Origin of the sequence: Amycolatopsis balhimycina FH 1894 (assembly GCF_000384295.1) — a bacterium.
In the GTDB taxonomy this organism is placed as follows: domain Bacteria; phylum Actinomycetota; class Actinomycetes; order Mycobacteriales; family Pseudonocardiaceae; genus Amycolatopsis; species Amycolatopsis balhimycina.
Genome location: NZ_KB913037.1, coordinates 3645972 through 3665949, shown reverse-complemented (window position 1 = coordinate 3665949; position 19978 = coordinate 3645972). Strand labels below are relative to the sequence as shown.

Here is a 19978-nt window from a genome sequence, read left to right as displayed (position 1 = left end):
ATCAGTGGGTGAACCGGCCGATCCACCCGGCGATGACCTCGACTGCCGGTGTCGAGTCGGTGTTCGTGCGGAGTTCGCGGTGCACTGCCCGGACCAGTTCCGGACGGTGCAGCAGGGCACGTGCCGCGGGGCCGGTGGCGTGCGCCGCCAAGGCGAGCCCGAGACCGACCAGCGCGGACGGGACGTCGGGGTCCACGGCCAGCAGGTCCCGGTAGCCGTCCGCTGCCTGTTCATGGGTACCGGCCACCAACGCCAGATCTGCGCTTGTCACCCCGGGGACCATGGGGCCGTTGTCGCCGAACGATTTCCGGTCCCGGCCCAGCCGCAGCCGGATCAGGTCGGTCCGGGTGTCGGCCCAGCCACCGTCCGGGACAGGAGTCGGCATGCGTGGTTCGGGCAACCGGCCGAGATTGGGCCACGACTCCCCGCGGCGCCAAGCGTCGGCGAGGGCCGAGACAGTCCGTGCGTCCGGGCGCAGGTGACGGAGGCGCCAGGTCGCGTAGTGGTCGAGCGCCGCCGTCGTCGCCCACGCGGCCGGTTCGGCGGGCACCGGTTCCTCCCGCCACGGTGCCAGCTCGGCCGCGATCCCGTCGAGGAACCTACGTCCGGTGGGAGTGAGGCTTTCGTCTTCGTGCACCGCGCGCAGGGTGCGCCAGACCGCGGTACGCCACAGCGCGAACTCGAAGGCAGCCAGCTCATGGGCCGGCTCGGCAGCCGACAACGCCCGCCAGAACGCGGTGACCCCGAAGAACGCGTAGATCCCGTGCAGCACGCCGCCGATGGGCCGGGGATCGTCCCGCCAAGGTGCGTACAGCCGTTCCCGGCGATCGTCGTCGTGCAAGGTGGCGAGGTGCTGCACGCCGCCGAGCCGGATGTGGTGGAACTCGTGGACGAGTGCGGCCGCGAGTGGCTCGGGGTCCGTGCCGTAGGCGACGATCGCGCTGCCGAACGCTTCCCCCGTCGACGCACTCGGCAGCCGGAAGGCTACCGCCGGGGCCGGCACCAGCGATTCGAGACCGACCGGCAACGTCTCGGCCAAACCCGGCAGGTGGGTCGCCAGCAGCTGCCACGCGCCGTCGACGACAGTTCGCCAGGACTCGACCTCCAGTGCCGTGAGACGCCTGGGGGGAATCGGTTCATACAGCCCGCGATAGGGATCCACGTCGTCGAGCCTGATCGAAAGCCGCCGGTCACCGCACCAGCTCGTGACTCGGCGGACTGGTTGCCAGCCCGCGGTTTCGACGCTCAAGTCGTCCGGCAGGCGGACCTCGGTGTGCCGGTTCCGAAAGAAGACGCCGCCACTCCCGCCGGAAACCTGTGCCACCCCGAACGCCTCACCTGTGCGGAGCCGGACCATACCGAGCGTCGGCAGTGACACGTTCCCCTGCCAGATGGGAAGTTCGGCTTCGAAGTCGGCGCCGGCGTGCACAGCAGCCGCCGCGGCCAGGCAGTGCACGTGGCCGAGGTGGACCCAGAACGGGCAGACGCCGGTCACGTCCTGGCGGCACAATCGCGTGGTGTAACCGGCCCAGGTTCCGGTGTAGGGGTGAGCAAGGATCGTTTCGACCGCGGCGGGAGCCAGTTCTTGAATCCGGGCGAGCAGCTCCCACGCCGATTCGGGAGAGGGGAGTGACCCGGAAAGATCCGGTGATTTGGCGGCCTGGTCGATGATTCCTCTCAAGAGGAGCAGCCGTCTGCTCCGCTCGGCCGCGCGTAGCCGGCGTACCGAGGCGCGGCTACCGCGTCCGCGGGCGAACGCGTCGAAATCAGCCCACGACAGGCGATGGGGGGACAGTTCCTCCGAAGTCACGGTCAATCGACCCGCCGGGCGCCTCCACTGCCACTTGCTGTGACGGGGATGGAGGAAACCCGCTCGGCTGCGTGCCGTAGTGCGCTCCGCAATTCGTGGCCGTCCAAGGTGCGCAGGCGGGCGAGTGGTACCTCGCCGAGGTCGATGAGCTCCGATGCGATTCCGGCTTCCCCGTCCGAGCGTGGTACGTGCTGCATCACCATTCCCCTTTCGCAGGGAGAACGGACCCCGTCGGCCCGCTTCGCATCATCCCGCATTTCCGGCCGATGCGACAGGGACGGATGTCGTGTGCCGTCAGGGTGAAACGAGCCGGGCTGCCCGCCGCGATCGGCCGCCTTGCCGCAAGCGTGGCGAGGAGCGCGTTGACCTGTGACAATGGTGGGCGCCGCGAACTCGGGGAGGGTCGATGCCCATGGACTCGGCCGCACACCACAAGACGATCGTGGCACTGGACACCGTCGGTCGCGCCGACTCCGGGCGCGCGGCGCACCCCCTGGTCGAGCACGAGGGTTTCTGGGAACTGCTGCGAACATCGTTCGTGAACGCCGACGTTCCCTGGCATGTCCTTTTTCCGAAGAACACCGGCGAGGGCGTAGTGATCCAGCTGCCCGACCAGGTGGCGAGGACGGATCTGCTGGCTTGTCTACCCGACTGCATGCTGGCCGGGGTGCAGCGCTACAACGCCGTGCACGCCGAACGAATGCACGTGCAGTTGCGCGCGGCATTCCACGCCGGGGAAGTTTGCTCGGGGCGTCACGGCGAGGTCGTGGACGCGGCCACTCACACCTTGCGTTTGGCGGAGGCGTCCGAGACGAAGAAGGTACTGAAACACTCGGGTGCCGCGCTGGCGCTGATCCTGTCGGATTCGTTCTACAAGGACGTCGTGCGGGCCGGTTCGGCGGCGGACGTCCCGCCCTACCGCCGGATTCAGGTTTCCTTCAGCGAAACGACGACGGAAGCCTGGCTGCGTTTGTTCGGCCCCGCCGTAATCGGGTTCCCGGTTCGGGAATTGCTGTCAACGGCGACGGGCCCGGCCTTGCCGGCCTTGGTGGAGGCGTTGCTGGCAGTGCCGTGCGTCCGCGGTTCGGAAAGCCGCAGGCTCCTGCTGGAACTGTTCCCCCGCCGGGATATCGCGGACATCGTTCCCTACCATGCGGAAGACCGGCTCCACGTGATCGCGCTGGCAAGGACGTGCCGGCGGTTCACTCGCGGTCTCGCCGACCTTCTGGACGTGATCCGGCTGCTGGAGCCGGAATCCCGCCAAGTCGCCGCGCTTGCCGTGCTCATCGACGGTGGGTGACCCGGCATTCGGCCGGGTGTCGTGTTCCGGCCCGCTTCGTGTCCATCTTTTGCCCACTACTGGATTGGGGTTCGGTAGGTAAAATCACGATTCCCGGGCTCCCCGGGCGGGGAGGTGGTTCGACAGGTGTCGGCCGGTGAACGAACCCACAAACCGGGACGCGAGTTCCACCTCCCGTCCACGGTTCGCGTGGCCGTCCGTGAGGCGATCGTCAATCTGCTCGCCAATGCCGGGCTGGCCGCCGACCGGCCGAGCCGGTCGCTGTTGGTGGAGTTGATCCATGACAACCTCGGGTTCCGGCTGACGCTCTCCGAACACGCGACGGGACGGGACCAGCTGATCGACGTCGTCAACGCCTGCGCCCGGGCGGATGGCGGGATGCACGCGCTCGACTGCGCCGTCCGCATGCTGCGGCCGGGGTCTCCGGAATCCGAGCTGCTGCACCGGCTCGTGCACGAACCGCGGATGCACGACCTGCTGCCGGATTCCGAGCTGCTCTGGCTGCGTTCCGTACTTGCCGGGGTCACGCCGCCGTGGCTCGGTGCGCTCGTCCGGCGGGCGGCGAGCCCGGCGACGTGCCCGGCCGGGGAACCGGGCGATGCCTGGGAAGCGTTCTGTTTGCTGACCGAGCTGAACACACCCGCTCACGGGCTGCCGCCGGCTCTGGCCTTCATCGAACTCGTCGCCGCCAAGTGTGCTCGGACGCTCGGTGACGAGCTGCGCGAGTGGAACACCCGGCAGGCGCGCCGGGTCCAGGGTGAGGCTCGGCTGCAAGAGTTGCGCGTCGAACGTGAGCCGGGTGGCGGTGGACTGCGCCTGCACCTGGTGATCATGGTGGAAGTGGACGGGATCGATCCCGAGCGGCACGTCGTTTCCCACTGGCGTCAAGAAGATCCACAGGAGTGGCCTCCTACCCGGGGCGGGATGACGACCATTCGCGGTGAGGAGCTCGAACACCACGTGGACCGGCTGATCGTCGATGCCGAACGGGCGTGGTCGGAGTACCGCGAGGAAGTGGCACTCGAGTTCGTCCTGCCACGTGCGCTCGTGAACCTTCCGGTGCACCGATGGTGCAAGGAACACGAAACGGGCGATCCGCGGCCGCTGTTCCTCGACTACCCCATCGTCATCCGTTCTCTGGAACGAATGTTCTCCCGGCAGTGGCACCGCGCGTGGCGAATACGGTGGGAAGCCATGCTCGACAACCCCACCGCGGAACGGGTGTACTACTGTCGGCCACAGGACAGCGCGGAACGCCATCGGCTCGACGCCATCCTCAGTGACCGGCGGTGGCTGGTGATGGTGCTCGCCGGCCCGCCACCGGCCCGGCCTCGGCCCGGCGAAGACGAGTTGGCGACGGGCCTGCGGACCGGGATTCCCGTGCTGCTCTGGCATCCCGACGCTTCCCCCGAGGTTCTGCGTGAAGTCGTTGCATGGCTCCTCGACGGAGGCGGACTCGGCGACCTCCCGGCCCGGACCCAGGATTCGCGGCGGGCGGCGTTTCGTGAAGCGACTCTCCCTGTCGACTTCCGGGTCGCCCGCGACCTGGTGATCCTCTGGGACGACCCGAGCAGATTGATTTTTCTGGATGACGGCCCTTACCTGCCGGACGTGACGCGGGAGGATTCGGATGAACGAGGAAAAGCGTCCTGAGTCGTCGCCGGACTGGTGGATCTACCAAGGTACCGGCCGGCCGCTCGACGACATTTCACTGGCAGACCTGCTTCCGCCGGCGCCACCGTGGCGGGCGTTCACCGGCGGCCCCCTGTCGGAGGAGGAGGTCGTACCGCCGGACGAAGGCGAGGCGGACCGGCGACTGGGTTCCGAGCACCGGCTGACCGCCCGGCACGTCGACCCGCACGAGATCGACATGGTCAACGCAGCCCTGTACCTACGCCGCCCGCTCTTGGTGACCGGCCGTCCAGGCAGCGGCAAGTCGAGCCTGGCGTACCGAGTCGCCCGCGAACTGAGGCTCGGCCGGGTGCTGCGATGGCCCATTACCTCCCACACCACGCTCAAAGCAGGTCTCTACAGCTACGACGCGATCGGCCGTGCCCAGGCGGCCGGCGCCCGGGCGGTCACCGACCGGCGGGAGGGTGACCAGGAACCGCCGATCGGCGAGTACCTCCGGCTCGGCGAGCTCGGCACGGTCTTCCTGCCGCGCCGGCAACCACGCGTGCTCCTGATCGACGAATTGGACAAGAGTGAAGCCGACCTGCCCAACGACCTGCTCAGCTTGTTCGAAGACGGCGAGTTTGCGATCCCCGAGCTGGTGCGGATGCGCAGCCGCAGCCGTGAAGTCGAGGTCTTCACGGCCGACCCGGACGCGACGGCCACGGTCGCCGACGGCCGGGTCCGGTGTGCAGCGTTCCCCTTCGTCGTGATCACCAGCAACGGCGATCGAGACTTCCCACCCGCCTTCCTGCGCAGATGTCTCCGGCTCGAAATCCAGGACCCGGACATCGAACAGCTGTCGGCCATGGTGGCGGCGCACGCGCTCGACCCGAGCGACACTCACCGGTCGCGCATCATCGAGGAGTTCGTCAGCCGCAGCGAAGCGTACGGTGGCCTGCCGGTGGACAAGCTCCTCGAAGCGGTCTACCTGGCGACTTCGGGTGCCTACCACGAAGAAGGCGATTCATGGCCGCGGCTGATGGACGCGCTTTGGCGGCAGCTGAACTCCGTGGTGCCGTGAGATGACCGTCGAGCGGTCCGGAAACACGCCGCTGTCGTGGAGCGAGCTGGCCGACGCGGTATGGCTGGCGGCGACGCTGGGAAACCAGGCGGTACGACCAGCCGGAGAGACGAGAACGCGATCACGCCCGCCGACGCCGGAGTCGCCGGCCGAGCCACCGCCCTCGGATCCCGGGCTGGAACCGTCGGCGCCTCCACCGCCGTCCGCGCAACCCGGCCTGCCGGACGTGGAACCCGAGCCGGTTGCCGTCCGGCGGCGTCGCCCGGTCGCCGGCGGTTTCGTCCGAGACAACCTCGCGCACGACGCCGAAGGGTCACCGCGGAACAGACAGACTGCGAAACGCCCGACGATGCCGGGCGGCCCGGACATCCTCAGGGCCCTGCGGCCGCTCAAGCAGTTACGGCCGTCTCCGCGTGAAGACGAGCTCGAGCTGGACGAAGAACGGACCGCCGAAGAGGCGGCTCAGACCGGTCTCTGGCTCCCCCTGCTGAAGCCCGCGCCGACGACGCGTGTCTTGGATCTGACGGTGGTCGTCGACGCCGGGGCGTCGATGGTGCTGTGGCATCCGGAAGTCACGGCGTTCCTGAACCTGGTGCAGCAACTCGGAGCATTCCGTACGGTCAGGATTCGGTACCTCGAGACGGAAACGCGGGCGACGGACGGCTCGCTCGCGCCGGTGCTTCGCGGCGGCACCCCGGACGCGCCTCAGCACAGCGTCGCCGAACTCCTGGACTGGTACGGCGGACGGCTCATGCTCGTCCTGACCGACGGGGTCGGCGAAGCATGGCGGCGTGATCTCGTTTCGCCGCTACTCGCGCAGTGGAGCAGACGGATGCCGGTCGCCGTGGTGCACCTCCTCCCCCAGCACCTCTGGAAGAAGAGCGGCATTCCGCTGCACCGTGCCCTCCTGGCGTCGCCGGGGGCGTTCCAGCCGAACCGTCGCTACGAATTCGACCTGCCTGATGCCTGGATGACCATGGCTGATCCGGACAAAGCGGTTGCCGGTGCGGTGGCTGTGCCGGTCCTCGAACTGGACGGCCGGTGGTTCAGCTGGTGGGTGCGGCTCGTCTCGCGCTCGGTCACCGATCGGGTGCCGGCAACGGTGCTGCTCGCGCGTGACCAGCCGATGCTCGAGCCTGGGGACGACGAGGAGGTCGCTTCGCCCCTGACGGCCGAGGAAAGAGTCCGGCGGTTCCTCGGTGCCGCGACGCCACCGGCGTTCCGGTTGGCGACGCTGCTGGCCGCTGTGCCGGTAAGCCTGCCGATCGCGAGGTTCGTCCGAGCGCAGCTCGTGCCGGAAGCGGACAGCTCGCACCTCGCCGAGGTGCTCACCAGTGGGCTACTGGACTCGCCCGCGGAGGGAAGTTTCCCGGGGGAGGAAGCGGTCTTCGAGGTCCCGGTGGCGGTTCGCCAAGCTCTGCTGACTGCCGGACGGCGCGCCGACACCGTGCAGGTGGTTTCCTTGACCGGGCAGCGGTTCGGGGACCAGCACCCGGTACTGCTGAGGATCGCTGACGCGCTGGCCGATCCCGACCGCGCCGCACTGCCCGGCGAGGCTGCCGACATTTCCCTCGAACGAGTCGTCATGCGTGCGCTCTCCGGTCCGTACGCGTGGCGGGCCGAGCGACTGCAGGAGCGGGAGCGTGAACTCGCCGCGGCGGAGGCGGGTGACGAAGCCGCCGCGGACGAGGCTGCGGACGGGGTGGGGCCACCCGCGTCGGTCGAGCCGGGCATCCCGGACGAGCGGCTGGTCGCGGACGTCCGGGAAGAGGCGGCCACGTCGCTGCGCCGGGTCCGGCGGGTCAGCACGGACGCGCCGGTGATCTGGGGCGCGGTCCCGGCACGGAACCCGGAGTTCGTCGGCCGTACCGAACTGCTCGACCGGCTCAGTGCGAGCCTCGGCTCGCGTGGATTCGCGATCCTGCACGGTCTGGGCGGCCTCGGCAAGACCCAGATCGCGGTCGAGTACATCTACCGGCGGCTCCGCGACCACGATCTCGTGTGGTGGGTGAGTGCGCGCCAGGAGACCCAGATCCGGGCGTCCTTGACGGAGCTCGCCCGCCAGCTGCGGCTGCCGGGTTCGGAAGAGACTCTCACCGCGGTGCCGGCCGTCTTGGCTGCGCTCCGCGCAGGCAAGCCCTACCGTCGCTGGCTGCTCGTCTTCGACGCGGCCGACCAGCCTGAGCTCCTGCGGCCGTTCCTGCCGGTCGACGGACCAGGCCGAATCCTCGTCACCTCGCGGGACACGGCCTCCGGCTCCTTCCCCGCGGATTCGGTCGCCGTCGGTCTGTTCGCCCGGGCGGAGAGCGTCGACCTCCTGCGCAGCCGGGATTCCGCGCTGGTCGCGTCGGAGGCCAACGCGCTGGCGGCGAAGCTGGGCGACCTGCCGATCGCTTTGGCCCAGGCGGCGGCGTGGCGTGCCGAGACCGGTATCCCGGTCACCGGGTACACGCGGCTGCTGGACGAGAAGATGGCCGAGATCACGGCGACTTCGCCTCGGCCGTCGGACTACGAGATTTCCGCGACGGCCGCGTGGAACGTCTCCTTCGACGGACTGGCGACCCGCAATCCGGCCGCACACCAGCTGCTCCAAGTGTGCGCGTTCTTCGCCGCCGAACCGATCTCCCGCAGCCTGTTCGCCGGGGTGAGGGGAGTGTCGATCGCCCCGGAGCTGGACATCGCGATGCAGGACCCCGTGTTGCTGGACCGGGTGCTCAGGGACATCAATCGGTGCCGGTTGGCGAAGCTGGACCACCGGAGCGGCACCCTGCTCCTGCATCGGCTCGCACAGGTGGCCCTGCAGGCCCGGATGACCGACCAGGCGCGGACGGAGATGCGCCACGGTGCTCATCTTCTGCTCGCGAACCTCGATCCGAACGACCCCGAGTCGGCCCGTCAGTGGCCGCAGTACCAGCTGGTGCTACCGCACCTCCGGCATACCGAGCTGATCGGCTGCCCTGACCGTTGGGTCCGGCAGCTGCTGCTCAACCTGATGAAGTTCCTGTACGTCTCGGGCGACCACACGGGTGCGTTGACGCTCTCGCAGGAAGTCGTCGCAGCCTGGACGGGCCGCCACGGCGCAGAGGACGCGCAGACACTGGCCGCATCGGTGCAACTGGGGTTCGTGCTCTGGGTGCTCGGCCGCTACGAGGCGTCTTCGGAGGTCAGTAGACGGACGTTGCACCTCTACCAGCAGACCGTGGGCCCGGACTCGGAACAGGCGCTGCGGGCCGAAGTCCAGGTCGCGGTGGGTTTGAAATCCAGCGGCGACTTCTTCGCGGCCCGTGATCTCAACCGGCAGACCTACGAGAGGGTGCGACATTTCTTCGGCAACGACGATCCGACCGCTCTGAGCGCGGCGCACGACCTGGTCGTGTCGTTCCTGTTGGCCGGAGACTACGAACAGGCCCGCTGGCTCAGCGAGGACACCTATGAACGCCGGTCGGAAGTCCTCGGATACGACAACTGGGAGACCATCAGCACGCTGAACATCATGATCATCTGCCGCCGTGAGCTCGGTGACTATTCGTGGGCGCGGATCGAGCAGGAGAAGGTCGTGGAGCGGGTACGCGGTCTGTACGGCTCGGGAACCGACGGTGTCATCCGCCGCGACTACCACCTCGCGGTGGCGCAGCGAAAAGACGGCTACCAGGAAGCCGCACTGAACTTGTCGGGCAGCGCGCTCGAGCGCTTCCGCCTCAAGTACGGTTCGGACCACCCCAACGCGATGGCCTGCGCGCTGGCCCATTCAATCGACCTTCGCAACGCCGGAAACCTGCCGGAGGCGCTGGAGCTGGGGGAACAAGCTCTGTCGCTGTACCGGGAAAGCCTGGGCGATCGACACCCGCACACCTTGGCCGCCGAAGTCGACATCGGGGTCACCCTGCGCCTACTCGGGGATCCGGCCGCCGCGCTGAGGCGGGACGAGGGTGCGCTGAGCGGACTGAGCGACCGGCTGGGGCAGGCACACCCGCACGTTCTGGCGTGCTCGATCAACATGGCGAACGACTGGCACGCCCTGGGCGATGTGCAGCGTTCCCTGCGGATGAACACCGAATCGCTGGCGCGGTTGCGGAGGGTGCTGCCCGAGCACCACCCCTCCGCGCTCGCGGCGCGGCTCAATCGGGCCCTGGACCTCCAACGGCTCGGGCGGGTCCGGGAAGCGGTGAGCCAGCACCGGGACGTGCTGAGCGCGGCCGACCGGGCGTTCCGACCTGGTCATCCCGCCGTCACGGCCGCCGAGAACGCGACGCGAGCAGAGTGCGACATCGATCCGATGCCCTTGTAGCGCTGGTCAGGAGACCGCCTCACCGATCCAGCCGGCCAGTTCCTCGGCCGCCGGAGCGACACCGTCGCGGCGCAGCTTCCGGTGCACCGCGCGAACCAGCTCCGGCACGGCCAGCAAGGCGCGGGCGGCGGGTCCAGCGGACAAGGAGAGGCCCAGGCCGATCAGCGCCGGGGCGTCATCCGGGTCCTTCTCGAGTTCTGCTTGATAAGCCGAACGGGCTTCGTCGTTGCGATCGGCGACAAGGTAGTAGTCACCTTCGAGAGCGTGCGGGACGTGCGACCACAGCCGGGAAAGCCTGGTTTCGCCGTCTTCGCCCAGCAGGATCCGGATCAAGTCGGCTCGGGAGTTCGGCCACTGTCCGTCCGAAGAGGTGTCGATGCGGCCGTTCGGAACCACTGGCGGGCAGGGGGCCTTCTGCAGCCAAGCTCGGGCGAGCACCGCGACGGTCTCCGGTTCGGGGCGGATGTGGCGGAGCCGCCAGCCCGCGTAGTGGTCCGCGGCCAGCGTTTCCGCCCGACGCAGGGCTTCGGCGGTGCTCGGCTCGGACTGCCACGGACCGAACACGGTGGCGAGTTCGGCCAAGAACCGTCGTCCTGCGTCGGTCAAAGCGGCGTCGTCCCGGATCGCTTCGAGGGTCTGCCAGGTCTGGGCGCGCCAGTGGGCGAACTCGAACGCGGCCAACCGGTCGTCGGGGCGTGCCCGCGACAGCGCCCGCCAGAAGGCCGAAACACCGAAGAACGCGTAGACCCCGTGCACCAGGCCACCGAGCGGCCGGGGGTCCTCCCGCCACGGTGCGTAGAGCCGCTCGGTCCGGTCGTCGTCGTGCAGCCGGGCCAGCTGCAACAGGCCGCCCAGCCGGATGTGCTGGAACTCGTGCACGAGTGCGGCGGCCAGTGTGGCGGGATCCTCGGGCGCGGCGACCACCATGCTCCCGAAGGCTTCACCCGTCGATGCGCTGGGCAGCCGGAAGGGGACGGCGGGTTCGGGCACGACCGACACCAGGCCGGAGGGCAGAACCTCCGCGTATTCGGGCACGTGCTCGACGATCAGTCGCCAGGCTTCGCCGAGCAGGTTCCGCCAGGTCGCCAGGTCGGCTTCCACCAGCCGTTCAGGCGGGACCGGGTGGTAGAGGCCGCGGTGGGGGTCAAGGTGATCGAGTCGCAGTTCAAGGGCACGGCCGCCGGTTTCGAACCGGAACGTCCGGAGCGGGCTCCAGCCCGATGCGCCGGGAGTGACCTGCGAGCGTTCGCCGCGGATCGTGAAAGAACCGGCTTCACCGCTTACTTCGGCGGTCGTGAAATCGCCGCCTTCGTCGAGCTGTGCGGCACCCAGCGTCGGCAGCACGACGGTGTCGTTCCAGACCGGCACCCGGATCGTGAAATCCAGGCCCGCATGAATCGCCGCCGCGGCCGCGAGTGTGTGGAGGTAGCCGTAGTGCACCCAGAGCGGGCATTCACCGGTCAGTCCCCGCTTGATCAGGCGCGTGACGTAACCGGCCCAGCTCCCGGTGTAGGGATGAGCGAGAACCCGCTCCGATGCCTCCGGATCTGCCCTTTCGGCCCGCTCCAGTAGATCCCAGGCCGACGAGGGGCCGGTGAGCGGGCCGGTCAGCTGGTCGTCCGTCGTGGCCGGGTCGACGAGACCGAGCAGGAGGAGCAACCGGCGACTGCGATCGGCGCTGCGCAACAGGCTCAACGCGGCGACGCCGCCCCCGCCTGCCGCGAGCTGGTCGAAGGTGTCCCAAGGGATTGAATGCGCGTCCGGGGCGGACGCCACTTGATCCATCGTGTGCACGGTCAGCCCCTCTGGACAACTTCAGTCGACGCGTTTGGCGCCGCCACCGCTACCACTCGCTGTCACCGGGATGTGAGCGGTCCGTTCCGCGGCATGGCGCATCGAACGGCGGAGAAGGGTGGGGTCGAGTTTCCGCAGTTCGGACAGCGAGACGGAACTCAGGTCGAGGAGCTCGGATTTGATCCCCGGCCGCTCGCTGCGACGCGACGATCGCATGACGATATTACTCCTCGTCCACTTCAGAACTGTTGGAAGGCTAAACGTAAGTTAGCACGAAGAGCATCACTCTATCGAGGCACACCCTACGTTACTCAGTGTAACGCAGGGTGTGTGGTCCTCGGCTTTTGTCGACACGATTCCGGCAGTCCGCCGTCGTTTTTTCTGCTTCGGTGAGAAAGTGACGGAAAAGGGTCGGAGGTATTCACGGAATACTCGTTTGACTTCATGTCGATCAGGGGATGTCGAGAACAGTGTGCAGCAACGTCGTCAATTCGGCTTCGAAGTGCGGCCTCGACGCCACGCGGCGCGTGCGGGCCAGGTCGTTCGCTATGGTCAGCGCCGCGTGTACCGTGATCTTCGCTTCCCGCGGCGGCAGCTCCGGCCGGACCGACGAAAGCAGTGCCACCCACTGGGCCACGTAATCCCGCTGAACCCGCAGCAGATCCGCCTTGTCGCGGTCGGGCATCGTGACGCGGTCCGCCGAGAACGACACCAGCAGTTCCGGCGTGTGCAGAATCGTGTGCACGTACGACGCCGCCAGGCGGCGGAGCGCGGAGCGTTCGTCCGGAGCTTGCAGCGCCCTCTCCGCCGCCAGGGCCAGCCGGTCCGCCGCCCGGTGGCCGATCGCCACCATCAGGGCTGCCTTGCTCGGGAAGTGGCGGTACACGCTCGGGCCCGCTATGCCCGCCGCCGCGCCGATGTCCTCCATGCTCACGTCGTGGAAGCCTCGGTGGGCGAACAGGGCCGTTGCCGCGGCCAGGACCTGCTCGCGGCGGGACGGTGTGCCCAGGCCCACCACGGGTGGAGAAGGCTCGGAAGACGGCGAAGGCAGTGTGGCGTTCAGCACACCCAGGGCCAGCTCGACCAAGAGTGCGGCGAAGCGGCGGCGGGCCACCGACGTGTGGTGCACCGACACGCTGCCGAACACCGACAGCGCCGCCCAGCAGAGCAGTTCGGCGTCCTCGGACGACAGCTCGGGGCGGCGGACCTGCAAGGCCTTCGCCCACGTCGCCAGCGCCAGTGCCGACCGGCGGGCGATCTCTCGCTGGTCCTCCTTCGGCAGATGCCGGCCTTCCCAGCGCCAGAGTGCCGCGATCTCCCGGCGTTCGACCGCTTGGGTCGCGAGGCGTGTGAGCAGGGCTTCCAGCTGGTCGGACGGCCGAACCGAGTCCGACAGCGCCTCCGCTGTCGCCGCCTCGAGATCTTCGAAGCCGCTCAGGACCACGTACGCCAGGATCGCCTGCTTGTCCGCGAAGTGGCGGTACAACGCCGGTCCGGTGACGCCCGCCGCGTCCGCTATGTCCTTGATGCCGACGCCGGGGAAGCCGCGCGCGCGGAACAGCTCCGCCGCCACCGCGGCCAGCTGGGCCTTGCGGTCGCGCGGTCTGACACTGCGCTCGACATCGGTCATGGTGAAAGCACGATAGCGGGTAACGGCACAGCTGCAACCCATTGACACCATGGGGTTATCCGGCGATATGTTAATGGGCATTAGCCCTACTGGCCGGTATCATCGGCCGCGGTACGACGACGTCCGACACGCTCGCGAGGAGTAGTTCAGTGAGTAGCGAGGCCTACATCTACGAGGCGATCCGCACGCCTCGCGGCAAGAACAAGGGCGGTGCCCTGCACGGCACCAAGCCGGTCGACCTGGTGGTCGGCCTGATCAACGAACTCAAGGTCCGCCACCCGAACCTCGACCCCGCCGCGATCGACGACATCGTCCTCGGCGTCGTCTCCCCGGTCGGCGAGCAGGGCGCCGTCATCGCGCGCACCGCCGCGCTGAACGCGGGCCTGCCCGACACCGTCGCCGGCGTGCAGCTCAACCGCTTCTGCGCCTCCGGCCTCGAAGCCACCAACACCGCCGCGCAGAAGATCCGTTCCGGCTGGGACCAGCTGGTCATCGGCGGCGGTGTCGAGTCGATGTCGCGGGTGCCGATGGGCTCCGACGGCGGCGCGCTGTTCATGGACCCCGCCACCGCCTACGACAACTACATCGTCCCGCAGGGGACCGGCGCCGACCTGATCGCGACCATCGAGGGCTTCTCCCGCGAGGACGTCGACGCGTGGGCTGTCCGCTCGCAGGAACGCGCCGAAGCGGCGTGGTCCGGGGGCTACTTCGCCAAGTCCGTCGTCCCGGTCAAGGACATCAACGGTGTCACGATCCTGGACCACGACGAGCACCGCCGTCCGGGCTCCACGATCGAGGGCCTCGGCAAGCTCAAGCCCGCCTTCGCCGGCATCGGCGAGCTGGGTGGCTTCGACGCCGTCGCGCTGCAGAAGTACCACTCGGTCGAGAAGATCAACCACGTCCACACCGGCGGGAACTCCTCCGGCATCGTCGACGGTGCCGCGCTGGTGCTGGTCGGCTCCGAGCAGGTCGGCAAGACCTTCGGGCTGACCCCGCGTGCCCGGATCGTGGCGACCGCGTCGATCGGCTCCGAGCCGACGATCATGCTCACCGGCCCCACGCCGGCCACCGAAAAGGTGCTGAAGACCGCGGGCCTCAAGCCCGAGGACATCGACCTGTGGGAGCTGAACGAGGCGTTCGCGTCCGTCGTGCTCAAGTGGATCAAGGACCTGCACCTCGACGAGGAGAAGGTCAACGTCAACGGCGGCGCGATCGCCATGGGCCACCCGCTCGGCGCCACCGGCGCGATGCTGGTCGGCACCGTGGTCGACGAGCTCGAACGCCGCCAGGCGCGCCGCGCCCTGGTGACCCTGTGCATCGGCGGCGGCATGGGCGTCGCGACCATCATCGAGCGGGTGTGAGGACCACAATGGCCGAGAGCAAGACCATCCGCTGGGAGCAGGACGCCGACGGGATCGTCACGCTGACCCTGGACGACCCGAAGCAGTCGGCGAACACGATGAACGCCGACTTCCGCGAGTCGCTCGGCGTGACCGTCGACCGACTGGAGGCCGAGAAGGACTCCATCACCGGCGTCGTCATCACGTCCGCCAAGAAGACCTTCTTCGCCGGCGGCGACCTCAACGACCTCATCCAGGCGAAGCCCGAGCACGCGGTCGAGCTGACCGAGGGCAGCACCCTGATGAAGGGGCAGATGCGCCGCATCGAGCAGCTCGGCAAGCCGGTCGTCGCGGCGATCAACGGCGCCGCGCTCGGCGGCGGCCTCGAGATCGCGCTGGCGACGCACCACCGGATCGCCGCCGACGTCAAGGGCAGCCAGATCGGCCTGCCCGAGGTGACGCTGGGCCTGCTGCCCGGCGGCGGTGGCGTAGTCCGCACTGTCCGATTGCTGGGTATCCAGAGCGCGCTGCTGAACGTCCTCCTGCAGGGCCAGCGGCACCGCCCGGCCAAGGCGCTCGAGCTCGGCCTGGTGCACGAGCTCGTCGGCACGGTCGAGGAGCTCGTCCCCGCCGCGAAGGCGTGGATCAAGGCCAACCCCGAGAGCGGCGTCCAGCCGTTCGACGTCAAGGGCTACAAGATCCCGGGCGGCACGCCGTCGAACCCGAGCTTCGCGGCCAACCTGCCTGCGTTCCCGGCGAACCTGCGCAAGCAGATCAAGGGCGCGAACATGCCGGCGCCGCGGGCGATCCTGGCCGCCGCCATCGAGGGCGCGCAGGTCGACGTCGACACCGCGCTCCAGATCGAGACGCGCTACTTCATCCACCTCGCCACCGGCCAGGTCTCGAAGAACATGACGAAGGCGTTCTTCTTCGATCTGCAGACCATCAACTCCGGCGGCTCGCGGCCGGACGGCTTCGAGAAGTACACGGCTCGCAAGGTGGGCGTGCTCGGCGCGGGCATGATGGGCGCCGCGATCGCGTACGTCTCGGCGAAGGCCGGCATCGACGTCGTCCTGAAGGACGTCTCGCAGGAGGCGGCCGAGAAGGGCAAGGGCTACGCGGCCAAGCTCGAGGAGAAGGCCCTCTCACGCGGCAAGACCACGCAGGAGAAGTCGGACGCGCTGCTGGCGAAGATCAAGCCGACCGCCGACCCGGCCGATTTCGCGGGCGTCGACTTCGTCATCGAGGCCGTGTTCGAGAGCGTCGAGCTGAAGCACAAGGTGTTCGGCGAGATCGAAAGCATCGTCAACGCCGACGCGGTGCTGGGCTCCAACACCTCGACGCTGCCGATCACCACGCTCGCCGAGGGCGTGCAGCGGACCGAGGACTTCATCGGGATCCACTTCTTCTCGCCGGTGGACAAGATGCCGCTGGTCGAGATCATCTGCGGCGAGAAGACGTCGCCGGCCACGCTGGCCAAGGTCTTCGACTACACGCTGCAGATCAAGAAGACCCCGATCGTCGTCAACGACAGCCGCGGCTTCTTCACCTCGCGCGTGATCGGGACGTTCATCAACGAGGCCGTCGCCGCGCTGGGCGAGGGCGTCGAGCCGGCGTCGATCGAGCAGGCCGGTGCGCAGGCCGGGTACCCGGCGCCGCCGCTGCAGCTGATGGACGAGCTGACCCTGACCCTGCCGCGCAAGATCCGCAAGGAGACCCGCGAAGCGGTCGAGGCCGCGGGCGGCACGTGGAAGGCGCACGCGTCGGAGGCCGTGATCGACCGGATGGTCGAGGAGTACGACCGCAAGGGCCGCTCGACCGGCGCGGGCTTCTACGAGTACGACGAGAACGGCAAGCGCACCGGGCTGTGGCCGGGCCTGCGCGACGCGTTCAAGTCCGGCTCGGCCGAGGTCCCGTTCGAGGACCTCAAGGAGCGGATGCTCTTCGCCGAGGCGCTCGAGACGGTCAAGTGCTTCGACGAGGGCGTGCTGACGTCGGTGGCCGACGCCAACATCGGCTCCATCTTCGGCATCGGCTTCCCGGCGTGGACCGGTGGCGTCATCCAGTACATCAACCAGTACGAGGGTGGCCTGCAGGGCTTCGTCGACCGTTCCCGGGAGCTGGCCGCCCGCTACGGCGACCACTTCGAGCCGCCTGCTTCGCTCGTGGAGAAGGCCGCCAAGGGCGAGATCTACGAGTAAACCGTCACTAACGTTCCGAGTAAACCGCGGTTAACGTGAAGGCCACCTTGAGCTCCTCAAGGTGGCCTTCACGGCGTTTACGACGTGGGTTCCAGCGCGAAGTGCGGCAGACGGCGGTCCAGCCACCGGGGCAGCCACCAGGCCTTGGCCCCGAGCAGTCGCATGATCGCCGGGACGACCAGGCAGCGGATCACCAGCGCGTCCAGCAGAACCGCGACCGCCAGGCCGAGGCCGAACTGCGCCAGCATCCGCGACGGGTCGAGCAGGAACGCCCCGAACACCAGGACCATGATCGCGCCGGCCGCGGTGATCACGGCGCCGGTCGAGGCCAGTCCTTCGCGCACCGCCAGCCGCGCGTCGCCGGTGCGCCGCCACTCCTCGTGCATCCGCGACACGAGGAACACCTCGTAGTCCATCGACAGCCCGAACACGATCGCGAAGATCATCACCGGCACGAACGCCTCGATCGGGCCGGGCTGCGCGCCGAACCAGCCGTCGCCGAACACCAGCGTCATCACGCCGAGCGAGGCGCCGATGCTCAGCAGGTTCAGCAGCGCCGCCTTGAGCGGGATGAGGATCGACCGGAACACCACCATGAGCAGCAGCGCGGACAACCCGACGACGACCAGCACGAACAGCGGCAGCCGATCGGCGACGGCGCCGGCGAAGTCCGTCGCGGCCGCGACCGAGCCGCCGACGAGGTAGTGGCCCGGCAGGGCCGACAGGACGTCGGTCCGCAACCGCGTCACCAGGTCGGCGGTCGCCGCGTCCTGCGGTGACGTCGCCGGGAACGCGAGCACCGTCGGGCCCATCGGCGGCAGGACCCGGGCGATCCCGGGCGTCGCCGCGAGTTTCCGCTGCAGTGCGACGGGGTCGCCGTCCTCGGAGACGATCGCGAGCGGTCCGGTGAAGCCCGGCCCGAAGCCCTCGGCCAGCAGGTCGTACGCCTGGCGCGTGGTGGACCCGGCGGGGTCGGTGCTCGCGTCGGCGAACCCGAGCCGCATGCCCGCGGCCGGAAGGGACAGTCCGATGAGGACGGCCAGCCCGATCGCGAGCGGCGCCAGCGGGCGCCGTTGGACGCCGTCGGCCAGCTGTCGCCATGCCTTGCCGTGCTCTCGCCGGGCGGCATGACGGCGGATTCCGCGTTCCAGCCGCTTGCCGAGCAGCGACAGCAGCGCGGGCAGGAGCGTCACCGACGCGAGCATCGTCATCAGGACGGTGAGCGCGACCGACAGCGCGACTCCGCGCAGCCCGCCGAGCCCCAGCGCAAGCAGGCCGAGCAGGGCGATGATCACCGTCGTCCCGGCGAACAGCACCGAGCGGCCGGCGGTGTCGAGCGCTCGCCGGGCGGCGGCTTCGCGGTCGAAACCGGCCAAGATCTCGGTGCGGTAGCGGGAAAAGATCAGCAGCGCGTAGTCGACACCGACGCCGAACCCGACCAGCATCATCAGCGGCGAGGTGTAGCTCGCGATGTCGACGAAGTGCGAGACGACCGTGATGACACCCAGCGTGCTCCCGACGGCGAACACCGCGGTGAGGACCGGCAGCCCGGCGGCGAGCAGCGAACGGAACAGGAAAACGAGGATGACCAGCGCGGCGAGCAGCCCGGCGCCTTCCGCGGGCCCGCCGCCCTTGGAGATCCGCTTGATCGGGTCCCCGGCGAGCGCGACCTCGACCGGCCCGGCCTGCTTCGCGGTGTCGGCGAACTTGACGATGTCGTCGTAGGGGAGGTCGGTCGAGGCCGCGTCGAAGGTGACCGTGGCGTAGCCGATCCGGCCATCGGGCGACAGCGTCTCGAACGGTCCGGTCACCGAGCGCACGTGCGGCAGGGACCGGACATCCTCGAGCATGTGTCCGATTGCGGCTCGCTGAGTGTCGAGCCCGTTGTCGGCCTTCAGCACGATCTGCGCGCTCGCGCCGGACTGCGCGGTGTTCTTCAGCAGGTCGACGACCTGCTGGGATTCGGTGCCGGGTAGCGAGTTGTCGTCGTGGAACGCGCTCCCGGCAAGCTGTGCGGTGAACGTGACGCCGATGAGGACCAGCGCCCAGAGTGCGACGGCGAGCCACCGGTGGCGCTGCGCCCAGCCGGCCAGCCGGGCCAGGGTGCCCCCGGTGGGGCGAGTGATGGTGTCCATGGTGGAGAAGGATTCGCGAGAAGGGCCCTACTGCGCGTCGCTCGGCGGAGGACACTTCGCTTGCTCCCGGCGGTGTCCCCTAAGTCCTTTCCCGTACTCCCGGGGGAGTACGGCTCAGGGGGTCAGCCACCGCGGTGTCACCGCGCCGGACTCGTAGGCGAGGACGACGAGCTGCGCCCGGTCGCGCATGCCGGTCTTGGTCATGATGCGGCTGACGTGCGTCTTCGCCGTCGCCGGGCTGAGCGTGAGCTCGCGGGCGATCTCGTCGTTCGACAGACCAGCCGCGACGAGGGCGAGTACTTCGCGCTCGCGGTCGGTGAGCCGGTCCAGCGCCGGGGCCGGCCCCGGGCGGGTGACCCGCGCGGCGAACTCCGAGATCAGCCGCCGGGTGATGGACGGCGCCAGCAACGCGTCGCCGCGGGCGGCCACGCGCACGGCGTGGACCAGTTCTTCGGGCTCGGTGTCCTTGACCAGGAACCCGCTCGCGCCCGCGCGCAGCGCGCCATAGACGTCCTCGTCGAGGTCGAACGTCGTGAGGATGACGACCTTCGTGCCGGTGAGCGCCGGGTCTTCCAGGAGGTGCCGGGTGGCGGCCAGGCCGTCGAGCACGGGCATGCGGATGTCCATCAGCACGACGTCCGGGCGGTGGTCGTGCGCGGCCTGCAGTGCCTCGCGCCCGTCCGCGGCTTCGGCCACGACCGTGATGTCGTCCTCGCCGTCCAAAATGGACCGGAAGCCGGCGCGGACCAGCCGCTGGTCGTCGACGAGCAGAACCCGGATCATCG

At 69.1% G+C, this 19978-nt stretch carries 11 protein-coding genes and 1 pseudogene; 7 read left to right on the top strand and 5 right to left on the bottom strand.

The features are described 5' to 3' along the window. Position 1: 1 nt before the first annotated feature. Positions 2-1510, bottom strand: a complete 1509-nt coding sequence (locus A3CE_RS0115850) for an aKG-HExxH-type peptide beta-hydroxylase (protein ID WP_245589532.1) — start codon at positions 1508-1510, stop codon at positions 2-4. A gap of 706 nt (positions 1511-2216) precedes the next feature. Here A3CE_RS0115850 and A3CE_RS0115845 point away from each other — a divergent pair. The 5 genes and pseudogenes from A3CE_RS0115845 to fxsT all read left to right on the top strand — a co-directional run bounded on the left by A3CE_RS0115845 (position 2217) and on the right by fxsT (position 10093). Beyond that, complete coding sequence (locus tag A3CE_RS0115845; RefSeq protein ID WP_026468529.1) at positions 2217-3110, top strand: effector-associated domain 2-containing protein; 894 nt, start codon at positions 2217-2219, stop codon at positions 3108-3110. Between the two features lie 114 nt (positions 3111-3224). Beyond that, a pseudogene (locus tag A3CE_RS59885) lies at positions 3225-3503 on the top strand (effector-associated domain 2-containing protein); the annotation flags it as partial. A gap of 72 nt (positions 3504-3575) precedes the next feature. Continuing rightward, complete coding sequence (locus tag A3CE_RS0115840) at positions 3576-4763, top strand: VMAP-C domain-containing protein (protein WP_376741591.1); 1188 nt, start codon at positions 3576-3578, stop codon at positions 4761-4763. Continuing rightward, positions 4741-5805, top strand: a complete 1065-nt coding sequence (locus A3CE_RS0115835) for an AAA family ATPase (protein ID WP_020641073.1) — start codon at positions 4741-4743, stop codon at positions 5803-5805. Before A3CE_RS0115840 ends, A3CE_RS0115835 begins: the two co-directional genes overlap by 23 nt. Position 5806: 1 nt before the next feature. Further along, complete coding sequence (gene fxsT, locus A3CE_RS56510; protein ID WP_026468526.1) at positions 5807-10093, top strand: FxSxx-COOH system tetratricopeptide repeat protein; 4287 nt, start codon at positions 5807-5809, stop codon at positions 10091-10093. 6 nt (positions 10094-10099) lie between these two features. Here fxsT and A3CE_RS0115825 read toward each other — a convergent pair whose 3' ends face one another. Both A3CE_RS0115825 and A3CE_RS0115820 read right to left on the bottom strand, forming a co-directional pair. Further along, positions 10100-11878 carry an HEXXH motif domain-containing protein gene (locus A3CE_RS0115825; RefSeq protein WP_063714207.1) on the bottom strand — a complete coding sequence of 593 codons (1779 nt, stop codon included), beginning with the start codon at positions 11876-11878 and terminating at the stop codon, positions 10100-10102. 460 nt (positions 11879-12338) lie between these two features. Next, positions 12339-13517 carry a TetR/AcrR family transcriptional regulator gene (locus tag A3CE_RS0115820; protein WP_020641070.1) on the bottom strand — a complete coding sequence of 393 codons (1179 nt, stop codon included), beginning with the start codon at positions 13515-13517 and terminating at the stop codon, positions 12339-12341. A 149-nt stretch (positions 13518-13666) separates the two neighbouring features. On the opposite strand from A3CE_RS0115820, the gene A3CE_RS0115815 reads away from it, so the two are divergent. Together A3CE_RS0115815 and A3CE_RS0115810 are read left to right on the top strand one after the other, a co-directional pair. Beyond that, complete coding sequence (locus A3CE_RS0115815; protein WP_020641069.1) at positions 13667-14878, top strand: acetyl-CoA C-acetyltransferase; 1212 nt, start codon at positions 13667-13669, stop codon at positions 14876-14878. 8 nt (positions 14879-14886) lie between these two features. Next, a complete protein-coding gene (locus A3CE_RS0115810) occupies positions 14887-17058 on the top strand; it encodes a 3-hydroxyacyl-CoA dehydrogenase NAD-binding domain-containing protein (RefSeq protein ID WP_020641068.1) in 2172 nt (723 codons plus the stop codon). 77 nt (positions 17059-17135) lie between these two features. Here the strand turns inward: A3CE_RS0115810 and A3CE_RS0115805 are convergent, their stop codons facing one another. Beyond that, complete coding sequence (locus tag A3CE_RS0115805; protein ID WP_020641067.1) at positions 17136-19193, bottom strand: MMPL family transporter; 2058 nt, start codon at positions 19191-19193, stop codon at positions 17136-17138. A gap of 114 nt (positions 19194-19307) precedes the next feature. Continuing rightward, positions 19308-19976: a response regulator gene (locus A3CE_RS0115800; protein ID WP_020641066.1), complete on the bottom strand. Its 669-nt coding sequence runs from the start codon at positions 19974-19976 to the stop codon at positions 19308-19310. Between the last annotated feature and the right edge of the window lie 2 nt (positions 19977-19978).

Excerpts from the sequence above, each read along its gene's own strand:
- fxsT (WP_026468526.1), top strand. The coding sequence starts at position 5,807 with ATGACCGTCGAGCGGTCCGGAAACACGCCGCTGTCGTGGAGCGAGCTG.
- A3CE_RS0115805 (WP_020641067.1), bottom strand. The coding sequence starts at position 19,193 with ATGGACACCATCACTCGCCCCACCGGGGGCACCCTGGCCCGGCTGGCC.
- A3CE_RS0115845 (WP_026468529.1), top strand. The coding sequence starts at position 2,217 with ATGCCCATGGACTCGGCCGCACACCACAAGACGATCGTGGCACTGGAC.
- A3CE_RS0115825 (WP_063714207.1), bottom strand. The coding sequence starts at position 11,878 with ATGGATCAAGTGGCGTCCGCCCCGGACGCGCATTCAATCCCTTGGGAC.
- A3CE_RS0115840 (WP_376741591.1), top strand. The coding sequence starts at position 3,576 with ATGCACGACCTGCTGCCGGATTCCGAGCTGCTCTGGCTGCGTTCCGTA.
- A3CE_RS0115835 (WP_020641073.1), top strand. The coding sequence starts at position 4,741 with ATGAACGAGGAAAAGCGTCCTGAGTCGTCGCCGGACTGGTGGATCTAC.
- A3CE_RS0115800 (WP_020641066.1), bottom strand. The coding sequence starts at position 19,976 with ATGATCCGGGTTCTGCTCGTCGACGACCAGCGGCTGGTCCGCGCCGGC.
- A3CE_RS0115810 (WP_020641068.1), top strand. The coding sequence starts at position 14,887 with ATGGCCGAGAGCAAGACCATCCGCTGGGAGCAGGACGCCGACGGGATC.
- A3CE_RS0115820 (WP_020641070.1), bottom strand. The coding sequence starts at position 13,517 with ATGACCGATGTCGAGCGCAGTGTCAGACCGCGCGACCGCAAGGCCCAG.